Source organism: Cytobacillus sp. NCCP-133, assembly GCF_026011715.1.
GTDB lineage: Bacteria > Bacillota > Bacilli > Bacillales > Cytobacillaceae > Cytobacillus.
In genome coordinates this window covers 101661-119744 of record NZ_BRVM01000008.1, presented here as the reverse complement: position 1 = coordinate 119744, position 18084 = coordinate 101661, and the positions used below count along the sequence as shown (strand labels likewise).

Sequence of the window (18084 nt, the reverse complement as noted above, 5' to 3'; positions counted from 1 at the left end):
AGTTAATGATATGGTCGCCTATTAACCTAATAAGAAACTTATTCGATCTTCATACCTTCCTATAAACAAGGGAAGGTACATTGCTCTTATTTCTTCAACCGATCCGGCAATCCCTGGATTGACGACACCACTACATCGAGTTTGGCTTCGATTCGGTTTAGCAGAAAAAACGTGACGACAATCGGGAAAAGTTCACATGTGATTTTTGTGAACCAACTTAGATTATGCAAACCTTAGTTCTTGTTCTTTTTTTAATTTAATTTTCAAAAAATATTGACAATTAAATTTAAAACGGTTAAATTATTAAATAATATAAAGTTATAACATTATATTTAATAAAGGGAGAACAAAATGCAGATAGATAAAAGATTACATATACCTTTCTATAGACAAGTTGAGAAGATTTTAGAAGAAAAAATCATTTCAGGACAGTGGGAAGTTGGAAGCCAGCTTCCGACTGAACAGGAACTATCAGATCTTTTCGATGTCAGTACTATCACTGTAAAAAGAGCAGTAATTGAGCTTGTGAATAAGGGTTATCTTTTCAGGCAAAGAGGGAAGGGTACTTTTGTTTCAGGAGCTGCAAAGGAACAGGACCTTAACTCGATTATATCTCTTTCCACCAATTCTGATCACGAGCATCCCCATGAAATACTTAGTTTTAAATATGAAACAGCAGGCTCTGAAATTGCCCAGAAACTTAGAATTGATCCTGATGATGAAGTAATAAAAATTGAAAGATTAAAAATAGAAAACAATGATCCAGTCGCACTAGAGTATACCTACCTGCCTGCTGATCGATGCCCTAGTCTTACACCAGCTGATATTAATAATGACCTCATCTTCAACCTATTAAAAAACAAATACCATATTTCACTTGGAAGAGCCAAAGTTTTTATTAGACCATATATTCTTCCTATCCACCAATCTAGACTCCTTCAAATTGAACAGGGCACTGCAGTTTTTGAATGGGAACGGATTACTTATACGAAGCAAGAAGACATTATTGAATACTCAAAGTTTTACATTCGCGACGATAAAGAGGTTTATTATACTGAGGTCCAATTATAATCTTTTTTGAGAGGACCTTTTATAAACATAAAAGATATAAAGTTATAATATTATATTTTAAAAACTAATAACTGAATATTGTAAATAGTCAATCATTTATATAGATTGATTCCATCAAAAAGGGGGGATTGAGTTAAAATTGAATCTTCATCAGAGAACTGCTCCTTTTGTGCAGGTATACAAAAATTAGCGAGGGGGAAATGAAGAATGAAAAAGAAAGCTTATCTATTTGTATTGCTTTGTTTGTTACTTGTCATTGCAGCAGGGTGCAGCAGCCAAACTGGAAGTTCTAAAGATGAAGGATCAGGAAAAAACGATGGGAAGACACTAGTTTTAGCGGCATATGGAGGCAGCTATGAACAAAAAATGAAGGAAGTACTGATACCAAAATTTGAAAAAGAGCATGGCGTAAAGGTGAAATACATTACTGGAAGTTCTGTTGATACTTTATCGAAATTGCAAGCCCAAAAAGATAATCCTCAAATTGATGTAGCTTTCCTGGATGATGGTCCGCAAGCACAGGCGAAGGCGTTTGGATTGCTGGCGACATTAGATGAAAATGTTGTTACGAATCTGGCAGATGTCTATGATATTGCGAAGGACAAAGACAATGTCGGCGTAGGATTTGGGATCATTTCAACAGGGTTGGCCTATAACAAAGAGACTTTTGAACAGAATGGCTGGGAGCCGCCGACATCTTGGAATGATTTGGCTGACCCTAAGTTCAAAGGAAAACTTGTATTGCCATCTATAGCGAATACGTACGGTGTTCATTTCCTTTTGATGACTGCAATAGCGAATGGAGGAAGTGAAGAAAATATTGAACCAGGCTTTGAAAAATTAAAAGAAATTGCAAAAAACGCAGTGACTTTTGATAAAACAGCAGATGTATCCAACTACTTTATGCAGGGGCAGACAGTCGCAAGTGCTTGGGGAAGCAGTCGTGTGTTCACGCTGCAAGATACTGGATTCCCGATTGAATATGTTATTCCAGATGAAGGTGTCCCTGCATTAATGCCAACGGTCAGTGTTGTAAAAGATGCCCCTAATGCCGATCTTGCACAGGAATTTGTTAATTTTGTACTCGATGAAGAGGCACAGCTTCTTTTCGCTAATTCTCTTTTCGATGGTCCAGTAAATAAAAACGTAAAGCTTGAAGGAGATATCGTAGATAAGGTCGTTTATGGAGAAGACGAGATTGCAAAATTGATCAAAGTAAATTGGGAAGTTGTAAATGCAAAACGAGCAGAGTGGACAGAACGGGCCAATAAAGAAATCGAAGTAGCCCATTAAGAAAGAGGGGAAAAGATGAGTTACTTAAGCCTTGAAAATGTAGTGAAAACTTTTAACAAAACAGAAGTAGTTAAAAAACTTAGTCTTGATATCCAAAAAGGGGAACTAGTCTCCTTTTTGGGACCTTCAGGGTGTGGGAAGACCACTACTTTAAACATGATCGCCGGTTTTCTGGAAGTGGACAGCGGTAAGATTGAGGTGGACGGCAAGCCCGTTCACCTGCTTCCCCCAAATAAAAGAGAGATGGGAATGGTTTTTCAAAATTATGCATTGTTTCCGCACATGACGGTTTTTGACAATGTGGCTTATGGGCTTAAGCTTCGCAAGGTACAGAAAAATGAAATAAACAAGCGAGTACTCGAAGCGTTGGAGATGGTTCGGTTATCAGGCTATGAAAAGCGTTATCCAAAAGAACTTTCTGGCGGACAGCAGCAGAGGGTATCACTTGCGAGAGCCCTGGTTATTAAGCCAAAAGTGCTGCTCCTGGATGAGCCTTTAAGCAATCTTGATGCAAAGCTGCGCCAGGAAATGCGTGAAGAAATTGTAGAAATCCAAAAACAAGTCGGCATTACTACGATCTTTGTCACTCATGACCAGGAAGAGGCACTCGCGATATCAGACCGGATCGCCGTTATGTATGAGGGAAGAATTGAACAGGTTGATGACCCTGCCAGCATTTATAATCATCCAAAGACAGACTTTGTTTCTCAGTTTATTGGCGAAGTAAACCACATTCAGGGAAAAGTACTGGAAACATATGATAACAAGAAAAGCAAAATGCACTTTTTTGGCAATGAACAAATTGTTTCAGTGCCATCTGAGAAGAATTCGGTGGTTCACTTTTTTATTAGGCCTGAGAAAATACAAATCTCGCTAACTGAGTCCAATCCTGAAACCTTTCAAACAACAGTGGAGAGAAAAATGTTCCTGGGTGCAAAGACAAGATATATTTTAAAAGTGAAGGACAAGCATCTTGTTGCGGATATATCAAATACAGTCTTGAATCCGACCCAAATAAAAGAAGGAAACAGCGTCTATACTTATTGGAATCCTGAAGATCTGCTGCCTTCTAGAATAGTGAGGTGAAAATGAATGCAAGCAGGAATCGGAACAGAACATGACTTATTGCTTCAGCAGAAGAAAAAAAATCTTATTAAGAAACGGATTGATGCGTGGCTGTTATTGCTGCCTACACTTGGAATCTTCATCTTTTTCTTTCTGCTTCCTTTGTTTTTCCTATTTATTACTAGCTTTAAAACATTTGATGCCAGCACAGGGATAGGAAATGAATGGACACTTCAAAATTACATCAAATTCATGTCGGATCCCTTTTATCTGGGAGTTGTCTGGCGGACTGTGAAAATTGCTCTATTAACTACCTTGATAACGATTATTATTTCATATCCGGTAGCTTTTCAGATTTCCAAATCAAAGGGGAGGGCTAGAAATTACTTCACTCTGCTCGTGTTGTCGCCTTTATTGATCAGCATGGTTATCCGCTGCTATGGATGGGTAATTCTGCTTAACAATAATGGTGTCGTCAATAATACACTTTTAAAGCTAGGCTGGATTGATCAACCGTTAACTCTCTTATATACCGAACTAAGTGTTGTTATTGGTATGGTGCATGTTCTCTTTCCATACATGGTGTTAAGCATCATAGGTTCCCTTGAGAAAATTGACCCTTCTGTCATCAGAGCCTCTCAAAATCTCGGGGCCAGCTCCTTCAGAACTTTCTTTTCCATTTTGCTTCCACTGACTTTGCCAGGCGTTTTTGCCGGATCTGTTATGGTGTTCAGCTTAAGCGTCAGCTCCTTTGTCACACCTGCCATTTTGGGTGGCCCACAGGTGAAACTCATGTCCTACTTAACATATGAACAAGTAGCCGTTATGCTTAACTGGCCTTATGGAGGCGCCATTGGTTTCCTATTGATTCTAATTGCTACGATTACCATTATCGCTTACAGTAAAATACTTGCCAAATCAGAGAAAGGAGTGGCAATACAATGAGTAAGAGGCTGCCGAAATATATCTTTAACTTTGTTTGTGTATTAGTCTATGTCTTTTTGCTGGCACCCATTGTTGTTGTATTGCTATCCTCCTTAACGACAACTGAATACATTGTGTTCCCGCCAAAAGGGCTGACACTCAGGTGGTATACAGAACTGGTAGAACACCCGGAATTTATGCAGTCTTTTACGTTAAGTATTATCGTTGCTTTTGGAACTGCTATCATTGCAACAGCCATCGGAACCCTGGCTTCTCTTGCAGTTGTCCGTCACCAGTTTAGAGGGAAAACAGCAATTGTTCAATTAGTGGGATCGCCTCTTTTAATCCCTTCAGTCGTGTTTGGGGTAGCACTTTTGCAGTTTTATTCGTGGATTGGGTTAGCTGCCAGTCCAATTGCGTTAATACTGGGGCATATTATATTAACTGTGCCTTTCGTGATGCGTCTTGTGGTTGCAAGTCTAGTCGGGTTTGACCGCTCAATCGAACAGGCAGCTATGAACCTGGGAGCAGGGCCATTTAAGGTATTCTTTCAAATCACTCTCCCGATTATTAAATCAGGCGTTATTGCAGGGACAATTTTTGCCTTCATTACATCCTTTGATGATTTAACTGTTGCGCTATTTATTGTCAGTACAGACGTTGTCACACTGCCGGTGCGCATCTATACTTACATGCAATATCAGTATGATCCGATTATTACATCCGTATCGAGCATTATGATTCTATTTACTGTCGTGTTAATGGTAGTGATTGAAAGAGTACTAGGCGTGGGAAAAGTGTTTTCCTCGAAAAATTAACTAAGAGGTGGCTTTTATGCATATTGAGAAACATCCCGTCCTTGGTAACCAGCTCCAGGAGTCTGTAACTTTTTACTTTAACAATCAGCCGTATAAGGCTTATAAACAGCAGACGGTTGCGGCTGCATTAATGGCTAATGGTGTAAAAAAATTTGGATTAAGCAGAAAGCTGGTCCAATCCAGAGGCCTTTTTTGCTCTCGCGGGCGATGCTACAGCTGCTATATGACGGTTAACGGTGAAGATCATGTACGTACCTGTATGACTAAGATTGAAGAAGGAATGAATGTATTTCCGAATCTAGAAGACCCCGAGGTAAGGAGGAGACAGGATGGAGACTGAAGTTCTAATCATCGGCGGCGGCCCGGCAGGTCTTGCGGCAGCAATTGAAACAGCATCAAGGGGATTGGATGTCACAATTGTTGATGAATCCTCTACACTTGGCGGTCAGTTATGCCAGCAAACGCAGCTGATCCGGCCTCTGCCGTCTATTTTTCAGCCTATACGCGGATTTGAACTGGCAGGTGAATTAACAAAGCAGGTAAATGATTTTACAGTGAGACCCCTTTTGAATCACCGTGTTATCGGGCTATATGCAGATGGAAGTGTCGGAATTACCGATGAAGAAAATGTTTTTCCGATAAAAGCAAAAAAGCTTGTAGTGGCAACCGGTGCAGCTGAAAAGGCAGTAGCTTTCCCAAAATGGACTCTTCCGGGAATCATGACGATTGGTGCTGCGCAGACACTGGTTAACCGTGATTTTGTGAAGCCTGGCAAGTGTGCAGTGGTTATTGGATCAAGTGATTTTGCTTTGGACGTAGCTTTGCAGTTATTAGAGGTCGGTGTGGAAGTAAAAGGCATTATTGAGAAAAAACCTCATGCTTCCTCAAGTGACCAGGATAAATTGAATGAGTTGAGAACCAGGGGAATTCCTTTTTATTTTAATAGTGATGTAAAAGAAGCAAGAGGAAATGGACAGGTGGAAGAAATTGATATTGAGTTTACCGGAGAGGTCTTAACTGTAAAGACTGATGTTGTATGTCTTGATGGGGGCCGAGCGCCGATTCTTGATTCGTTTTACCAGCTTGGATGTGCTTTTGGATACCAGGAGACGCTTGGAGGATGGGTCCCGCAATATAATAAGGATTTTAAGACAGACAGGGAAAATATATTTCTAGCAGGAAATGCTGCTGGCATCAGTGATCAAGGGGCTTTAATCTTGACTGGTATGATTGCCGGAATCAGTGTATGTACAGAACTGGAGGCAATCAAGAGGAATGAAGCAGAGGACATAAAGAAAGACTTATGGAAAGAGCTTGAGCTATTGGAGAAAAAAGATGTATGGGAAGGAAGAACAAGGCATATTCAAGACTTTGATACCCCAGTACTGAAGGATCAATTTATCTCTTAGGCTGATAGAAAAAGAGATTAGAAGGTGATGAAATTGGATAAAACAACGATCATTTGCAGATGTGAAGAAATCAGTTTGGAAGAAGTTGAAGAAGTCATTGGCCATGGAGGCAGGACTTTTGATGATGTCAAAAGGCTCACCCGCTGTGGGATGGGTCCATGCCAGGCAAAAATTTGCACAGGTTTAGTGGCAGGGATTATCCATAAAAATACAGGTATTCCTTTTTCTGAGATTCCTTTGCCCAGGATGAGAATGCCGCTTTCCCCAATTAAGCTTGAAACATTAGCAACAAATAGCACGGCCTTTTCCGCTGTCAAATCAGTTTTGGATGAAGTCGAAATAGAGGATGGGGAGGTGAGATGAGTGGAAACAAACTATGAAACAATTGTAGTTGGAGGAGGCGTAGTTGGTAATGGAATTGCCTATCATCTTTCTGAGCGATATAAAGAAGGTGTACTTGTCCTCGATAAAAAATTCCCAATGTCAGGCACTTCCGGTTCTACTCAGGCCTGGGTATGGGTACATAATAAAACTCCTTCCTGGTATGCAGAATTTAATATGTACAGTGCTGAACTTTATCCATATTTATCAAAAAAAATTGGTGATATTGAATACAAGCGCACAGGCGGACTCTCACCTTTTTTCAATGAAAGTGACCGGGAAAAAGCAAAGCAGCTTGCGGAATCTTACAGAAAAATAGGCATTAAAATTAAAGTGTTATCAAGAGAAGAAGTACTCGAAAAAGAACCTTTTATGAACCCGGAAGTTGCTGGGGCTACCTATAGTTCCATCGACGGAAACGTAAATCCATTTCGGCTGATTGACATGTATATGAGGGCATCGAAAAGAAATGGAGTTCATTATTCTACTTACAATAAAGTTACTGAGCTTAAGCAGCAGTATGGGAAATTTTTAGTAATTTCTGATCAGGCAACGTATGTATGTAAAAATCTCGTTCTTGCTGGTGGTACTTGGTCACGGGAATTAGGGGAGATGCTTGGGATAAAGATTCCGGTTAATCAGTTAAGAGGGCAGATACTCGTATCGGAACCATTAAAACCGTTTCTTAACTTTACAATCAGCGGACTAAGGCAGGCAAACAATGGTGAAGTGTTAATGGGATACTCTATGGAACAAGCTGGATTTAACCGTGCAACCACATTAGATGTTATACAGGAAACAGCGAATATGGCAGTACGGTATGTTCCGGCATTAAGAAAATCGAAAATCGTCCGCGCTTTTTCGGGAATACGCGCAATGCCTGAGGATGGATTTCCGATTTTAGGAAAAGTGCCTGACGTTGAAAATCTTTATGTTGCAGCCACTCATAGTGGTGTGACACTATCTCCTTTAATCGGAACCCTATTAACAGAGCTAATAATGGATGGGGAAACCTCTATTCCGATTGACCGATATTCATTAAGCAGGTTTGGATAAACCGAAAGATAAAATTTAGTTATAGTATTATAACTTTTAATTATCTGTAATTTTTAAAGTGAGTTGTACTGCAGCACAGACTTGTAAAGAACATGGACGAAATAATATGCGCATTTATTCATAAGAGGAATTACAGTTAAGAGAGATGAAAGTTTAACTGATTCCAGCTTATTAATTTAGTAAGTTGGCTATTAAATGAGTAGGTTTAATTCTCAAAGCTGAAAAAACTAACGTTTGTCAGGTGGAAATCATCGTTTTGCTGTATTTTTTTAATTAATCTTTCAGTAATTGGCCTAGTTTGGCCGGTAAATGTTATTATTTCGTCTTGAATTTAGGATCTGAAGAAATTGAAAAATTTCAATTTACAATGACTTTATTGTTATAAAATGCTCTTATGAGAAATCTATTAAAACAAATGAAAAGTAATCAGGAATATTGCATGAAATGCATGTCATGAAGGAAAGAAGGATTGAAGCAGCCAAAATGCCTGGTATTGTAAAAGGAAAATTTTACATGGATACTGGTATTTGATCATGGTTTTATGAAATAAGAGTTTTCAGTTTGCCGCTATTCTCATAAAACGCTTTCAATTTCACCCTGGCTCCCTGGCGCCAGTTTTTGACTGCTGACTGGGAGACTTGTTCTTTATCCGCAATTTCCCTTACTGTTAGTTGATCACATAGGGTATACTCCAGCCATTTTCTTTGGTTGGCTGTTAAAGTCCGGCAGTTTGACAGCAGTTCTTGGAGGATTAGGTCGGCACGGCTGGGTTCAGCAGGCTCCTCGATCACTTCCCAGAATTCATCTGCAGGATAGATGTGTCTGGCGTTTTGGTTTGCTTGTTTTGTCAGCTCGTACATCATTTTCCCTTTCACAAAACTATAGGCATAGGGCAGGAGATGACCTTTCTCCTGCTCATGCATTTTTATAGCCTTCCATAGTGTGATCAGACCAAGCTGATAGAATTCATCCCTGTTTTTATAAATGCTCAAACTGTTCATGACTTTATGAATCATTGGTTCAAATTGGACTGCAATTTGCTCAAAGCTCTCCATATTTAAAATTCCTTCTGGACAGCGCGCTCTCTTTAAGTATTCCCGGGTAGCTTTAAAATAGCGGGAATTGAAATTTTTTGCGAATTGAAAAAAAGTCGAGTTTCGGGTAATTTACCCCCAAAACTACCCAGTTTGGATACCAAACTTTCGAATTTTTGGGGTAAAATCGGAAATTTTCGGGAAAAATCCACTTTTTTTATTTTTTGTAAAAAAAGTTTAGAGACAAGTCGTCTTGCTTTCCTGAGAAGCCCAATTCAAACAAGTCTTCATAGTAAAGCTCCTCCAGTTTTTTGTTCAATATGCCGTAGAAGTAGGCGATTGGTTTTGTAACTTTGCTGGTTTTCATTTTGCGGATCAGCTGTTTAAAGGAGTGAATGGCTGTGTCAAGTAATGCTATTTGGTCTTGATCCCGGTTATTTTTATAGGCTGCCAAAGCAGTCATTCTCCAAAACTCTTCAATTTGCTTTGCATCAGGAAAAAAGTATTTAACCACATCCGTAAATGATTTTGGAACACGATCACTTGTAAATGTGTGGTCGAGTTCGGTTTCGTTACGTTTATTATTTTTTTGATTTTTAGTAGTTTTAGAAAGATTGATTGTTTTATTAGGGCGGTCCAATTTTTTCTCCTTTGGTGGTTCACACTTGGGAAAAGGATTGAACACGTATAAGTTGCTGGACTGTGATCCGTTTTTTCTTTCTGTTTCATGTACAGTAAAGATGCCTAACTCTGCCGCTTTTACAATCATTCTTTTAAACGTGGAGCGGGAAATTCCGTTTCTGTTAAATTCTTCGTGAATCGCTTTTAATATCATGCCAATCTTCGCATTGGACACTCCCGGAACCTTAGCTGCAAAACGGGCCAGCCTCTTTAATCCCACAAGCTCCCCCTTCGAAAACTGATCTTTTTTAACCGCAAGCCACATCTCCATATGGGTATTAAACTCCCTAAGACTCTCAAACTGGGAAAACTGTTCAAATTGATTAACACTGCCTGATTTTAAATTCATCTAAATGCACCACCCTTTCACTTTCTATATACAGTTGAGCGGAAGGAAAGGTCAGGGTGACTTTTAGGGAATTGTGTCGAAATGGTGAAGTATTAAAGTAGATTTGTAAAAGATGTCCCTTTTAATTCATGAAGCCGCAAAAAGTATGGCGGCTGGGGAAAAGGTCGCCAATGCATTAAAGGAATTAAGATAGCATTGAACATTCATAACAATGATAATCATTTTCACCTATACTATTTTTAATTATTGATAATGATTATCCTTTATAAGGAACCGCATGAGAGAGGGAGGGGGATAAGACGGCTGATTTCTATGTTTGTGAATGGTGCGGATTTGCAGCAAAGGTTGAGGATGAAAGTTACTCCTGCCATACATTTTGTAACCTTCTTTGGCATTTAAAAAGTCAACCAGATTGACATCAAAAACCTGTTTTTTTATAGTAGGGGCGAAGATGAGGATTGGAGTGGACTTTGGTCATCGCAGCCTTTACAACCGGGCTGGTTCTCTTGCCTGGGAGTTTGCTTAACTGTCTTTTAGAACAATCGGCCGTTTAATTGACAGATTTAGACCGAAAGCGGTCATCATCCCAGATCGTGCCCCTCACAGGCAAAAGGCTGAGAGGAGGGCACAAATCGGAATGAAACATGCCTTTAATAGTCAAAATGCTAAGTGGAAGGGAACAGCTCAAAAAGAATAGTTCCTCATCCAACTAAAAAACAAATCAGAAGATGTCTAGTCAATCCGAATAAAACCCTTTACAGCCTGCAAAAATAAGCTACTTAGACAAACCTTCTTTTATCGTTTTCATATTCCATTCCATCATCGAGATGTACGTATCGCCATCTTCGCCAGGTTTTGCAAGAGAGTCGGTAAAGACTTTTCCCATGATTGGTACCTTGGTTTCAGTGGAGACGGCTTCCATGCTGCGCGGGTCGATGCTCGTTTCCAGGAATAAGCCTGTAATACCTTTTTCTTTAATAATATCTACGATTCTTGTTATTTGATCTGGTGTTCCCTGATTTTCCTGGTTAATCTCCCAGATGTATTCCGCCTGGAAACCATAAGCTTCACTGAAATATTTAAATGCACCTTCGCTTGTGACCAGCACACGTTTTTCTTCCGGAATTTCATTAAACTGCGCCACTGCTTCTTCATGCAGTTCCTGCAGCTTCCCGATATATTCCTCTGCATTTTTCTCATAAATTTCTTTATTTTCCGGGTCCGCTTTTATTAAACCATCTCTTGCATTTTCAGCGTATTTAATGCCATTCCGGATATCCAGCCAGGCATGTGGATCTTCTTCGCCCTTATTGCCTTCAGTTGTTAAGTGCTTCGCCTCAACCCCTCTGCTCATAAGGAAGACAGGAGCATCTTCTCCATCCTTTCCGGCTGTTTCCATTAATTTATTAAACCACGAATTGCCGGCCTCCAAGTTTAAGCCGTTATAAAAGACAGCGTCTGCATCTGTCGTTTTCTGGACATCCACAGGAAGCGGGTCATATTCGTGCGGATTTGAGCCGATTGGAGCCAGGCTATGAATCTCCACTAAATCGCCGCCTACATTTTTAACAATGTCATAGACAATGGAATAGGTGGCCACCACTTGAACTTTTTCATTTCCTGCTGAAGAACTGCCATTGCCTTTATCACTGCTGCATGCTGCCAGAACCAAAACGCCCAGAACAGAAACTGCTAAAAAAAGAATACATTTTTTGAACATTGAATTTTCACTTCCATTCACTTTTATTAGACTGGGCTATTTTAAAGCCCATTGCAAATCGCAGCACCCAAGTTTTACAGAGCTTTAAACTAAAGATGCTCTTCTCTTTTTCACTTTTAAAGCCTTCAAAATCAATCCATGCTTCGGAGAAAGTAAGAAAACAAGTGCGAAGATCGCGGTCGCTGCCATGACAATCGTTGCTCCTGAAGCTAAGTTGTAAGTAAAGCTGAAGTAGAGGCCAACGACGGACGAAATAACACCAATGCCTGCTGCAAGGAAGATCATCAACCAGAGCCGATCAGTCAGCAGATAAGCAGACGCAGCAGGGGTGATTAACATGGCGACCACCAGGATGATGCCTACGGTCTGCAGGGAAGCGACGGTTACCATCGTCAATAGTGTCATCAAGAAGTAATGAATGATGCGCACCGGCAGCCCATAGGCAGCTCCCATTGTTTCGTCAAAGGATGTCACAAGCAATTCCTTGTAAAAAAGATAGACTGCTGCTAACACAATTAAGCCAATCGCAAGGGTGATCCACATATCGGATGATCTTACCGCCAGCACATTTCCGAATAAAATATGGTACAAGTCCGTACTGCTTTTTAGCATCGTAATGATGATGATTCCGGAAGCGAAAGCTGCTGTGAACATGATGCCAATTGAGGTATCATGTTTAATCCGGCTATTTTGGCTGACAAAACCAATTGCCACAGCGGTTATCACACCGCTGAAAACGGCCCCAAAGAAGAAATTGATTCCCAGCATATAGGAAATGGCGACACCCGGAAGCACGGCATGTGAGATTGCATCGCCCATCAGCGCCATTCCTCTGAGAATGATGAAGCAGCCGATGACTCCACAAATAATTCCTACCATCATTGAAGTCAGCAATGCTTTTTGCAAAAAACTATACTGCATGACAGCATCAATAAAGGCCATTACACCGACACCCCCATTTCATTAATAAAAGCAAATTGTCCTTTATAAGCTTTTTCGATTACATCCTGTTTGAAGACCTCATCAACCGTTCCAAAGCTGATTAATTCTTTATTCAGCAGGATCAGCTGATGGAAATAATCACTCGCTTTACTAAGGTCATGATGGACGACAATCACTGTTTTTCCTTGAAGGCAAAGCTCTTTTAGAATATTAATGATCGTTTCCTCACTGGATATATCCACACCAACAAACGGTTCATCAAGAAAAAATAGATCTGCTTGCTGGGCGAGGGCTCTTGCCAGAAAGACCCGCTGCTGCTGTCCGCCGGATAGTTCACCAATTTGTCTTTTGCTGAAATCCTGCATCCCAACACGCTGCAGGCATTCCATTGCCCATTCTTTCTCTTTTTTCTTTGGACGGCGAAACAGCTTTAAATGAGGATATGTGCCAATTAAGACAGCATCAAGAACGGTGATGGGAAAATCCCAATCAATGTTATTGCGCTGGGGTACATAGGCAATCTTTTTGCGGACTTCTTTTAAAGTTTTCCCGAACACCTTTACCTCGCCTTTATCCCTTGGGATAAGATTCAGCATAGCTTTTAAAAATGTTGATTTCCCTGCGCCGTTTGGGCCGATAATTCCCACCAGGCAGCCTCTGTTTACGGTTAAGCTCACACCTTTTACAGCTTCATTTCCATAGTAGGAAACGTGTAAATCGTTAATGGAGATAGCTGGTTCCTTCATTGTGATACTCTCCTTTTTCATAAGTTGAATTTATTCAAGTTATCGTCTTTTGGACAAGATTTATAGATTAATAAAAAAGTTTTGCCTTAATGCAAATTATATGCAATAGATAAACAATGTCAACACTAAAATATTATTTTTTTAAATTGACTGAAATCTTTAATGGGCTTATTTTTGAGGCAGGAGAAGGGCTGGACATACATTTTAGGGGAGCTTGAAGATAAGAAAGAAAATTTTGAAGCGTCATTTTCTTTATTATGATGTGTTTAATGGTAAAATTAGGGGGAGACTGGCTGATTTTTCGGTTAAAAGCTGAACCCATCGCTATCCCGCTTTGTTCATCAAGCACAAATAACATTGACAGCACCTTAAAAATGGCTGGCCGTCTTCAAACTTAATGTAAATTTGTAAAAATATGAAACTTTTTACCCTTTTTGTTCGTTTTATTTAATAAAAGAGGGGGCAGGTGGGATGAACGACGTTTGGACCGCCCTGTTGGTTGTAATTGTTTCTTACGCATTGGGCAGCATAGCAGGGGCTTATTATGTGGTGAAATCCTTTTTAAAAAAGGATATTCGGGATATGGGGAGCGGGAATGCCGGTGCGACCAATGCCGGAAGAGCTTTGGGGAAGAAGGGTTTTTTGCTGACTTTGGCTGTTGATGCGTGTAAAGTCTGGCTCGCTTTATTCGTTACTAATCTATTGGGTGATGGCAGAGAAATCTTTTTAATTCTCAGTTCGCTGTTCTTGCTATTAGGCCATCTTTTTCCGATCCAGCTTCGCTTTCATGGAGGTAAAGGAGTTGTCGTTTATTTGGCTGCTGCGTTATTTCTTGAGCCGGTAACCATTCTCGTAATGGGGTTCACAATGGGAGTTATATATCTGTTAACTCGAAAATATACGCCGGCAGGCTTTCTCTCTATGGCAACAATTCCTTTTACAGCCTGGATGACTGGAGATTCATTCATTGTCTCAGCAGGGCTTTTACTGCTGCTTTTAATTGTTATTATTTCACATACTCAACTTTTCTTTCATCATGCTCAATCATAGGACATAGGAGGTAAACCGTGAAAAGCATCATCTATAAAATTGCATGCGAACCGGATGAACTTAGACAAATCCATGAGTTAAACTATCAAACGTTTGTTGAAGAGATTCCTCAGCATAAGGGAAATCCAGAACAGCAATTAATTGATAAATTCCATGATGAAAATACATATGTTATTGCCAAGGCTGGCGAGAAGGTTATCGGAATGATCGCCATTCGTGCCAAACGGCCTTTTTCGCTCGACTATAAACTTGAAAATCTGGAAGACTATCTCCCTATTAAGGGTGCAGCATGCGAAGTGCGATTGCTGTCTGTTAAAAAGGAATACCGAAGCACGCGTGTTTTTTATCAGCTTTGTGAAAAGCTTGTAGCGTATTGCCTGGAAAAAAATTATACCATGGCCCTTATTTCGGGCACTGTCAGGCAGCTGAAACTGTATAAACGGATGGGCTTTTTGCCTTTTGGGCCTTTAACTGGAGCAGAAGATGCCCAGTTTCAGCCCATGTATTTGACAAAAGAGAATTTTGAACGTTCCACAAAGGCATTTGAACGATTAATGGCCAAAAATTCAGAGCCGGTCAAAAGCCACTCTTTTCTGCCGGGACCTGTCCCCATTCATCCTAAGGTGAAAGCAGCTTTTTCAAAGGACGCCATTTCACATCGAAGCGATGAATGTATTAACGGCTTGAAAAATTTGCGCTCCCGATTATGTGAGATGACTGGGGCTGCCTTTGCTGAAGTAGTGGTTGGTACTGGAACCCTTGCCAATGACCTTGTAGCTGCACAACTAAAAGGGGATGGTCTGATCCTGGCAAATGGGGAATTTGGCTACCGTCTGATTGATCATGCAAAAAGGTTTCAGCTGCCTTTTCAAACGATTGAAAAAGAGTGGAATGAACCGATTGATTTGTATGAAGTCCAACATGAAATCAGGAAAAATCCTCTTATAAAATGGATCTGGACTGTCCACTGTGAAACCTCCACAGGCTATCTGTATGACATCAATGCCATTCAGGATTTGTGTGAACAAAACGGGATCGAGCTATGTGTGGATGCGTGCAGCACAGCAGGCATCGTTCCATTGAATCTTAAAAACATCTATTTTGCATCGACGGTAAGCGGGAAAGGGCTTGGATCCTATCCGGGGCTTGCTATAGTGTTCCACCGGGAAAAAATTAAGCAAAACGATGCTGTTCCAAGGTACTTGGATTTAAAAATGTATGAAAACTGCGAAAGCATCCCATATACTCATTCATCCAATCTGATTTCCGCACTAGATGAGAGCATAAATCTAGTTGACTTTGAAAAGACAAAGATGCTGGCTGAAAAGTCCAGAAGAAAGCTAAATGAGTTCGGCTTCGATCTGCTTGGTGAATCCTCTTATTCACCTGGCATACTTACTATTCAATTGCCCATGAATTTATCAAGCAGGGAGTTCGGCGATCAATGCAAACAGAAGGGAATCCTACTAAGCTATGAAAGCGGGTACCTTCTTGAACGAAATTGGATCCAGGCTGCGCTTATGGGGGAGCAGGGAGAAGAAGAGGTTATGAGAGGGCTCGATATGATGGGCGAAATTTTAGCAAAAAAAAAGGAAAAGCGGTATGAATATGTTTAAAAAGTTTTCACCAATCTGGTTTGCAGTCGTTTTCATTTGGGCCAAAACAGTACTCGTGTCTTTTATCGGCTTTAATTTACCAGCTGAAAATTGGCTTGATGTTTTATTTATGATTTTTAGTCCCGTCGGTACCATCATGATTATTCTTGGCATTAGTTTCTATTTCAAGAAAAAGGTGAAGCCTGGTGCAATTTTTTTTACGATGGTGATTCTGACCAGCGTTCTATATGCAGACTTGCTTTACTACCGGTTTTATACTGATTTTGTAACGGTTCCAATCCTATTTCAATTTAAAAATGTGGGCGGGATCGGGCCAAGTACAATTGAGCTCATTAGCCCGTGGGATCTTCTGCTATTTGCCGACCTTATTTTATTCTTGCTGATTTATATGAAGAAGAATGTAAAAACGGCTTTTGCTGTTACAAGCAGAGTGAAAAAGGTGTATGGAGGGGTCGCTGCTATTCTAGTCGCTGGAACAATTGGATTAGGAATGATGAAGGTTCCTCATCTTTTTGCCGAGTCTTATAACCGCTTGCAGCTGGTTAAAAATATCGGATTATATCAATACCATCTCTTCGATATAGGGGTTGCCGCTTTCCAGCCATTAAATCGTGCTTTTGCAACTGCTTCGGATGCTGAAGCTTCTGCAGAATACGTTGGGGCTATAGAGAAAAAGCCCTCTGACTACTTTGGCGCCGCGAATGGTATGAATGTCGTCCTTATAAGTATGGAATCAACGCAGAACTTTGTTATTAACCAGAAAGTAAATGGGAATGAGATTACCCCATTCCTAAATTCGCTGATTAAAGACAGCTTCTATTTCAGCCATGTATATGACCAGACTGCCCAGGGCAAAACTTCCGATTCGGAATTCATGGTGGATACAGGACTTTATCCATTATCGAGCGGATCAGCGTTTGTCAGGAAAACAGATAATACCTATAAAAGTTTGCCGGACATTTTGTCGGCGAAGGGTCATTATTACGCAGCCGTTTTCCATGGCAATGACGCATCTTTCTGGAATCGGGATGCAATGTACAAATCTTTTGGCTATGATCGTTATTTTTCAAAAGCTGATTATTCGGTCACCGATGACAACTCTGTGAACTATGGAATCAAGGATATCCCATTTTTCCAGCAGTCCATTCCGTTTTTGGAGAAAATACAGCAGCCTTTTTATGCAAGATTTATCACATTGACCAACCACTTCCCATTTTTGCTGGAGGAAAAAGATCAATTCATCTCAGAAGCGGACACAAGTGAAATGGTGGTCAATCGCTATGTGACAACCGTAAGATATCAGGATGAAGCCATTAAGAAATTTTTTCAGGAATTAAAAGAAAAAGGCCTCTATGAAAATACAATGTTTGTTTTATACGGAGACCATTACGGGATTTCAGATAAATATGAACATGGCGTGCTGGAACTCCTGAATCAGGAAGATAAGCTGGTTAATCGGATGAAGCTTCAAAGTGTGCCAGTCATCATCCATGTGCCAGGTGTGGAAGGCAAAACTTTTTCCAATATTGGAGGAGAAGTGGATATAAGAGCAACAGTTCTCCATCTGCTTGGAATTGACCCAGAGGAAAACTTCAGCTTTGCCCAAAACCTGTTCACACGCGACCCTCATCATCCAGTAGTATTCAGGGATGGAAGCTTTATTGCGAACGACTATCTTTATAGTGCAGGAAGATGTTTTAGAAATGATACTGAAGAAGAAGTAGACATAAGTAAGTGCGAACCTTCCATAAAAATTGCCAGGAAAGAGCTGGGGTTGTCTGATGATATTGTGAATGGGGATTTGCTGCGGTTTTTGGAGTGAATAAAACTGAAAAAGGTCGCTATTCTTGGAAGGTTCATGAAGCCGTAATTGCTGGGTTAAAGGATGAAAAGTTATCATGAACGGTTGTTTATGAAGCTGGAGAAGTA

At 40.3% G+C, this 18084-nt stretch carries 18 protein-coding genes; 12 read left to right on the top strand and 6 right to left on the bottom strand.

The annotated features are described in order from the left end of the window. Positions 1 to 86: 86 nt before the first annotated feature. Positions 87 to 230 carry a YvrJ family protein gene (locus tag NCCP133_RS11505; RefSeq protein ID WP_442874257.1) on the bottom strand — a complete coding sequence of 48 codons (144 nt, stop codon included), beginning with the start codon at positions 228 to 230 and terminating at the stop codon, positions 87 to 89. A gap of 121 nt (positions 231 to 351) precedes the next feature. Between NCCP133_RS11505 and NCCP133_RS11500 the strand changes: the two genes are divergently transcribed. The 9 genes from NCCP133_RS11500 to NCCP133_RS11460 all read left to right on the top strand — a co-directional run bounded on the left by NCCP133_RS11500 (position 352) and on the right by NCCP133_RS11460 (position 8017). Continuing rightward, complete coding sequence (locus NCCP133_RS11500; protein WP_264805120.1) at positions 352 to 1071, top strand: GntR family transcriptional regulator; 720 nt, start codon at positions 352 to 354, stop codon at positions 1069 to 1071. 207 nt (positions 1072 to 1278) lie between these two features. Continuing rightward, a complete protein-coding gene (locus tag NCCP133_RS11495) occupies positions 1279 to 2364 on the top strand; it encodes an ABC transporter substrate-binding protein (RefSeq protein ID WP_264805119.1) in 1086 nt (361 codons plus the stop codon). Positions 2365 to 2379: 15 nt separating this feature from the next. Next, on the top strand, positions 2380 to 3450 hold the full coding sequence (locus NCCP133_RS11490; protein ID WP_264805118.1) for an ABC transporter ATP-binding protein: 1071 nt from the start codon (positions 2380 to 2382) through the stop codon (positions 3448 to 3450). Positions 3451 to 3456: 6 nt separating this feature from the next. Next, on the top strand, positions 3457 to 4374 hold the full coding sequence (locus tag NCCP133_RS11485; protein WP_264805117.1) for an ABC transporter permease: 918 nt from the start codon (positions 3457 to 3459) through the stop codon (positions 4372 to 4374). Further along, the gene (locus NCCP133_RS11480) at positions 4371 to 5171 is read left to right on the top strand and encodes an ABC transporter permease (protein WP_264805115.1); all 801 of its coding nucleotides are present in this window, start codon (positions 4371 to 4373) and stop codon (positions 5169 to 5171) included. Before NCCP133_RS11485 ends, NCCP133_RS11480 begins: the two co-directional genes overlap by 4 nt. 16 nt (positions 5172 to 5187) lie before the next feature. Beyond that, positions 5188 to 5511 (top strand): (2Fe-2S)-binding protein, encoded by a 324-nt coding sequence (locus NCCP133_RS11475; RefSeq protein WP_264805114.1) that lies wholly within the window; start codon positions 5188 to 5190, stop codon positions 5509 to 5511. After that, positions 5501 to 6580 carry an NAD(P)/FAD-dependent oxidoreductase gene (locus NCCP133_RS11470; protein ID WP_264805113.1) on the top strand — a complete coding sequence of 360 codons (1080 nt, stop codon included), beginning with the start codon at positions 5501 to 5503 and terminating at the stop codon, positions 6578 to 6580. Before NCCP133_RS11475 ends, NCCP133_RS11470 begins: the two co-directional genes overlap by 11 nt. 27 nt (positions 6581 to 6607) lie before the next feature. Then, complete coding sequence (locus tag NCCP133_RS11465; RefSeq protein ID WP_264805191.1) at positions 6608 to 6943, top strand: (2Fe-2S)-binding protein; 336 nt, start codon at positions 6608 to 6610, stop codon at positions 6941 to 6943. Then, positions 6944 to 8017: an NAD(P)/FAD-dependent oxidoreductase gene (locus tag NCCP133_RS11460; protein WP_264805112.1), complete on the top strand. Its 1074-nt coding sequence runs from the start codon at positions 6944 to 6946 to the stop codon at positions 8015 to 8017. It abuts the gene before it with no gap. A 539-nt stretch (positions 8018 to 8556) separates the two neighbouring features. On the opposite strand, the gene NCCP133_RS11455 is transcribed toward NCCP133_RS11460, so the two are convergent. The 5 genes from NCCP133_RS11455 to NCCP133_RS11435 all read right to left on the bottom strand — a co-directional run bounded on the left by NCCP133_RS11455 (position 8557) and on the right by NCCP133_RS11435 (position 13489). Further along, the gene (locus NCCP133_RS11455; RefSeq protein ID WP_264805111.1) at positions 8557 to 9072 is read right to left on the bottom strand and encodes a sigma-70 family RNA polymerase sigma factor; all 516 of its coding nucleotides are present in this window, start codon (positions 9070 to 9072) and stop codon (positions 8557 to 8559) included. Positions 9073 to 9268: 196 nt separating this feature from the next. Next, a complete protein-coding gene (locus NCCP133_RS11450; protein ID WP_264805110.1) occupies positions 9269 to 10081 on the bottom strand; it encodes a hypothetical protein in 813 nt (270 codons plus the stop codon). A 775-nt stretch (positions 10082 to 10856) separates the two neighbouring features. Continuing rightward, the gene (locus NCCP133_RS11445) at positions 10857 to 11801 is read right to left on the bottom strand and encodes a metal ABC transporter substrate-binding protein (protein ID WP_264805108.1); all 945 of its coding nucleotides are present in this window, start codon (positions 11799 to 11801) and stop codon (positions 10857 to 10859) included. Positions 11802 to 11885: 84 nt separating this feature from the next. Further along, a complete protein-coding gene (locus tag NCCP133_RS11440) occupies positions 11886 to 12743 on the bottom strand; it encodes a metal ABC transporter permease (RefSeq protein ID WP_264805106.1) in 858 nt (285 codons plus the stop codon). Continuing rightward, on the bottom strand, positions 12743 to 13489 hold the full coding sequence (locus NCCP133_RS11435) for a metal ABC transporter ATP-binding protein (RefSeq protein ID WP_264805105.1): 747 nt from the start codon (positions 13487 to 13489) through the stop codon (positions 12743 to 12745). The genes NCCP133_RS11440 and NCCP133_RS11435 overlap by 1 nt, the downstream gene beginning before the upstream one ends. Positions 13490 to 13960: 471 nt before the next feature. On the opposite strand from NCCP133_RS11435, the gene NCCP133_RS11430 reads away from it, so the two are divergent. The 3 genes from NCCP133_RS11430 to NCCP133_RS11420 are packed head-to-tail and all read left to right on the top strand — an operon-like array spanning position 13961 to position 17977. After that, entirely contained in the window at positions 13961 to 14539 is a 579-nt protein-coding gene (locus NCCP133_RS11430; RefSeq protein ID WP_264805104.1) for a glycerol-3-phosphate acyltransferase, read from the top strand. 17 nt (positions 14540 to 14556) lie between these two features. Next, positions 14557 to 16155, top strand: a complete 1599-nt coding sequence (locus NCCP133_RS11425; protein WP_264805103.1) for an aminotransferase class V-fold PLP-dependent enzyme — start codon at positions 14557 to 14559, stop codon at positions 16153 to 16155. Beyond that, the gene (locus tag NCCP133_RS11420) at positions 16142 to 17977 is read left to right on the top strand and encodes an LTA synthase family protein (RefSeq protein WP_264805102.1); all 1836 of its coding nucleotides are present in this window, start codon (positions 16142 to 16144) and stop codon (positions 17975 to 17977) included. Before NCCP133_RS11425 ends, NCCP133_RS11420 begins: the two co-directional genes overlap by 14 nt. The last annotated feature ends 107 nt before the right edge of the window (positions 17978 to 18084 follow it).

Bases quoted from the DNA above. Each gene is read 5' to 3' on its own strand.
- NCCP133_RS11495 (WP_264805119.1), top strand. From the start codon at position 1,279: ATGAAAAAGAAAGCTTATCTATTTGTATTGCTTTGTTTGTTACTTGTC.
- NCCP133_RS11490 (WP_264805118.1), top strand. From the start codon at position 2,380: ATGAGTTACTTAAGCCTTGAAAATGTAGTGAAAACTTTTAACAAAACA.
- NCCP133_RS11475 (WP_264805114.1), top strand. From the start codon at position 5,188: ATGCATATTGAGAAACATCCCGTCCTTGGTAACCAGCTCCAGGAGTCT.
- NCCP133_RS11455 (WP_264805111.1), bottom strand. From the start codon at position 9,072: ATGGAGAGCTTTGAGCAAATTGCAGTCCAATTTGAACCAATGATTCAT.
- NCCP133_RS11435 (WP_264805105.1), bottom strand. From the start codon at position 13,489: ATGAAGGAACCAGCTATCTCCATTAACGATTTACACGTTTCCTACTAT.
- NCCP133_RS11470 (WP_264805113.1), top strand. From the start codon at position 5,501: ATGGAGACTGAAGTTCTAATCATCGGCGGCGGCCCGGCAGGTCTTGCG.
- NCCP133_RS11450 (WP_264805110.1), bottom strand. From the start codon at position 10,081: ATGAATTTAAAATCAGGCAGTGTTAATCAATTTGAACAGTTTTCCCAG.
- NCCP133_RS11485 (WP_264805117.1), top strand. From the start codon at position 3,457: ATGCAAGCAGGAATCGGAACAGAACATGACTTATTGCTTCAGCAGAAG.
- NCCP133_RS11430 (WP_264805104.1), top strand. From the start codon at position 13,961: ATGAACGACGTTTGGACCGCCCTGTTGGTTGTAATTGTTTCTTACGCA.
- NCCP133_RS11480 (WP_264805115.1), top strand. From the start codon at position 4,371: ATGAGTAAGAGGCTGCCGAAATATATCTTTAACTTTGTTTGTGTATTA.
- NCCP133_RS11465 (WP_264805191.1), top strand. From the start codon at position 6,608: ATGAAATTGGATAAAACAACGATCATTTGCAGATGTGAAGAAATCAGT.
- NCCP133_RS11445 (WP_264805108.1), bottom strand. From the start codon at position 11,801: ATGTTCAAAAAATGTATTCTTTTTTTAGCAGTTTCTGTTCTGGGCGTT.
- NCCP133_RS11420 (WP_264805102.1), top strand. From the start codon at position 16,142: ATGAATATGTTTAAAAAGTTTTCACCAATCTGGTTTGCAGTCGTTTTC.
- NCCP133_RS11500 (WP_264805120.1), top strand. From the start codon at position 352: ATGCAGATAGATAAAAGATTACATATACCTTTCTATAGACAAGTTGAG.
- NCCP133_RS11440 (WP_264805106.1), bottom strand. From the start codon at position 12,743: ATGGCCTTTATTGATGCTGTCATGCAGTATAGTTTTTTGCAAAAAGCA.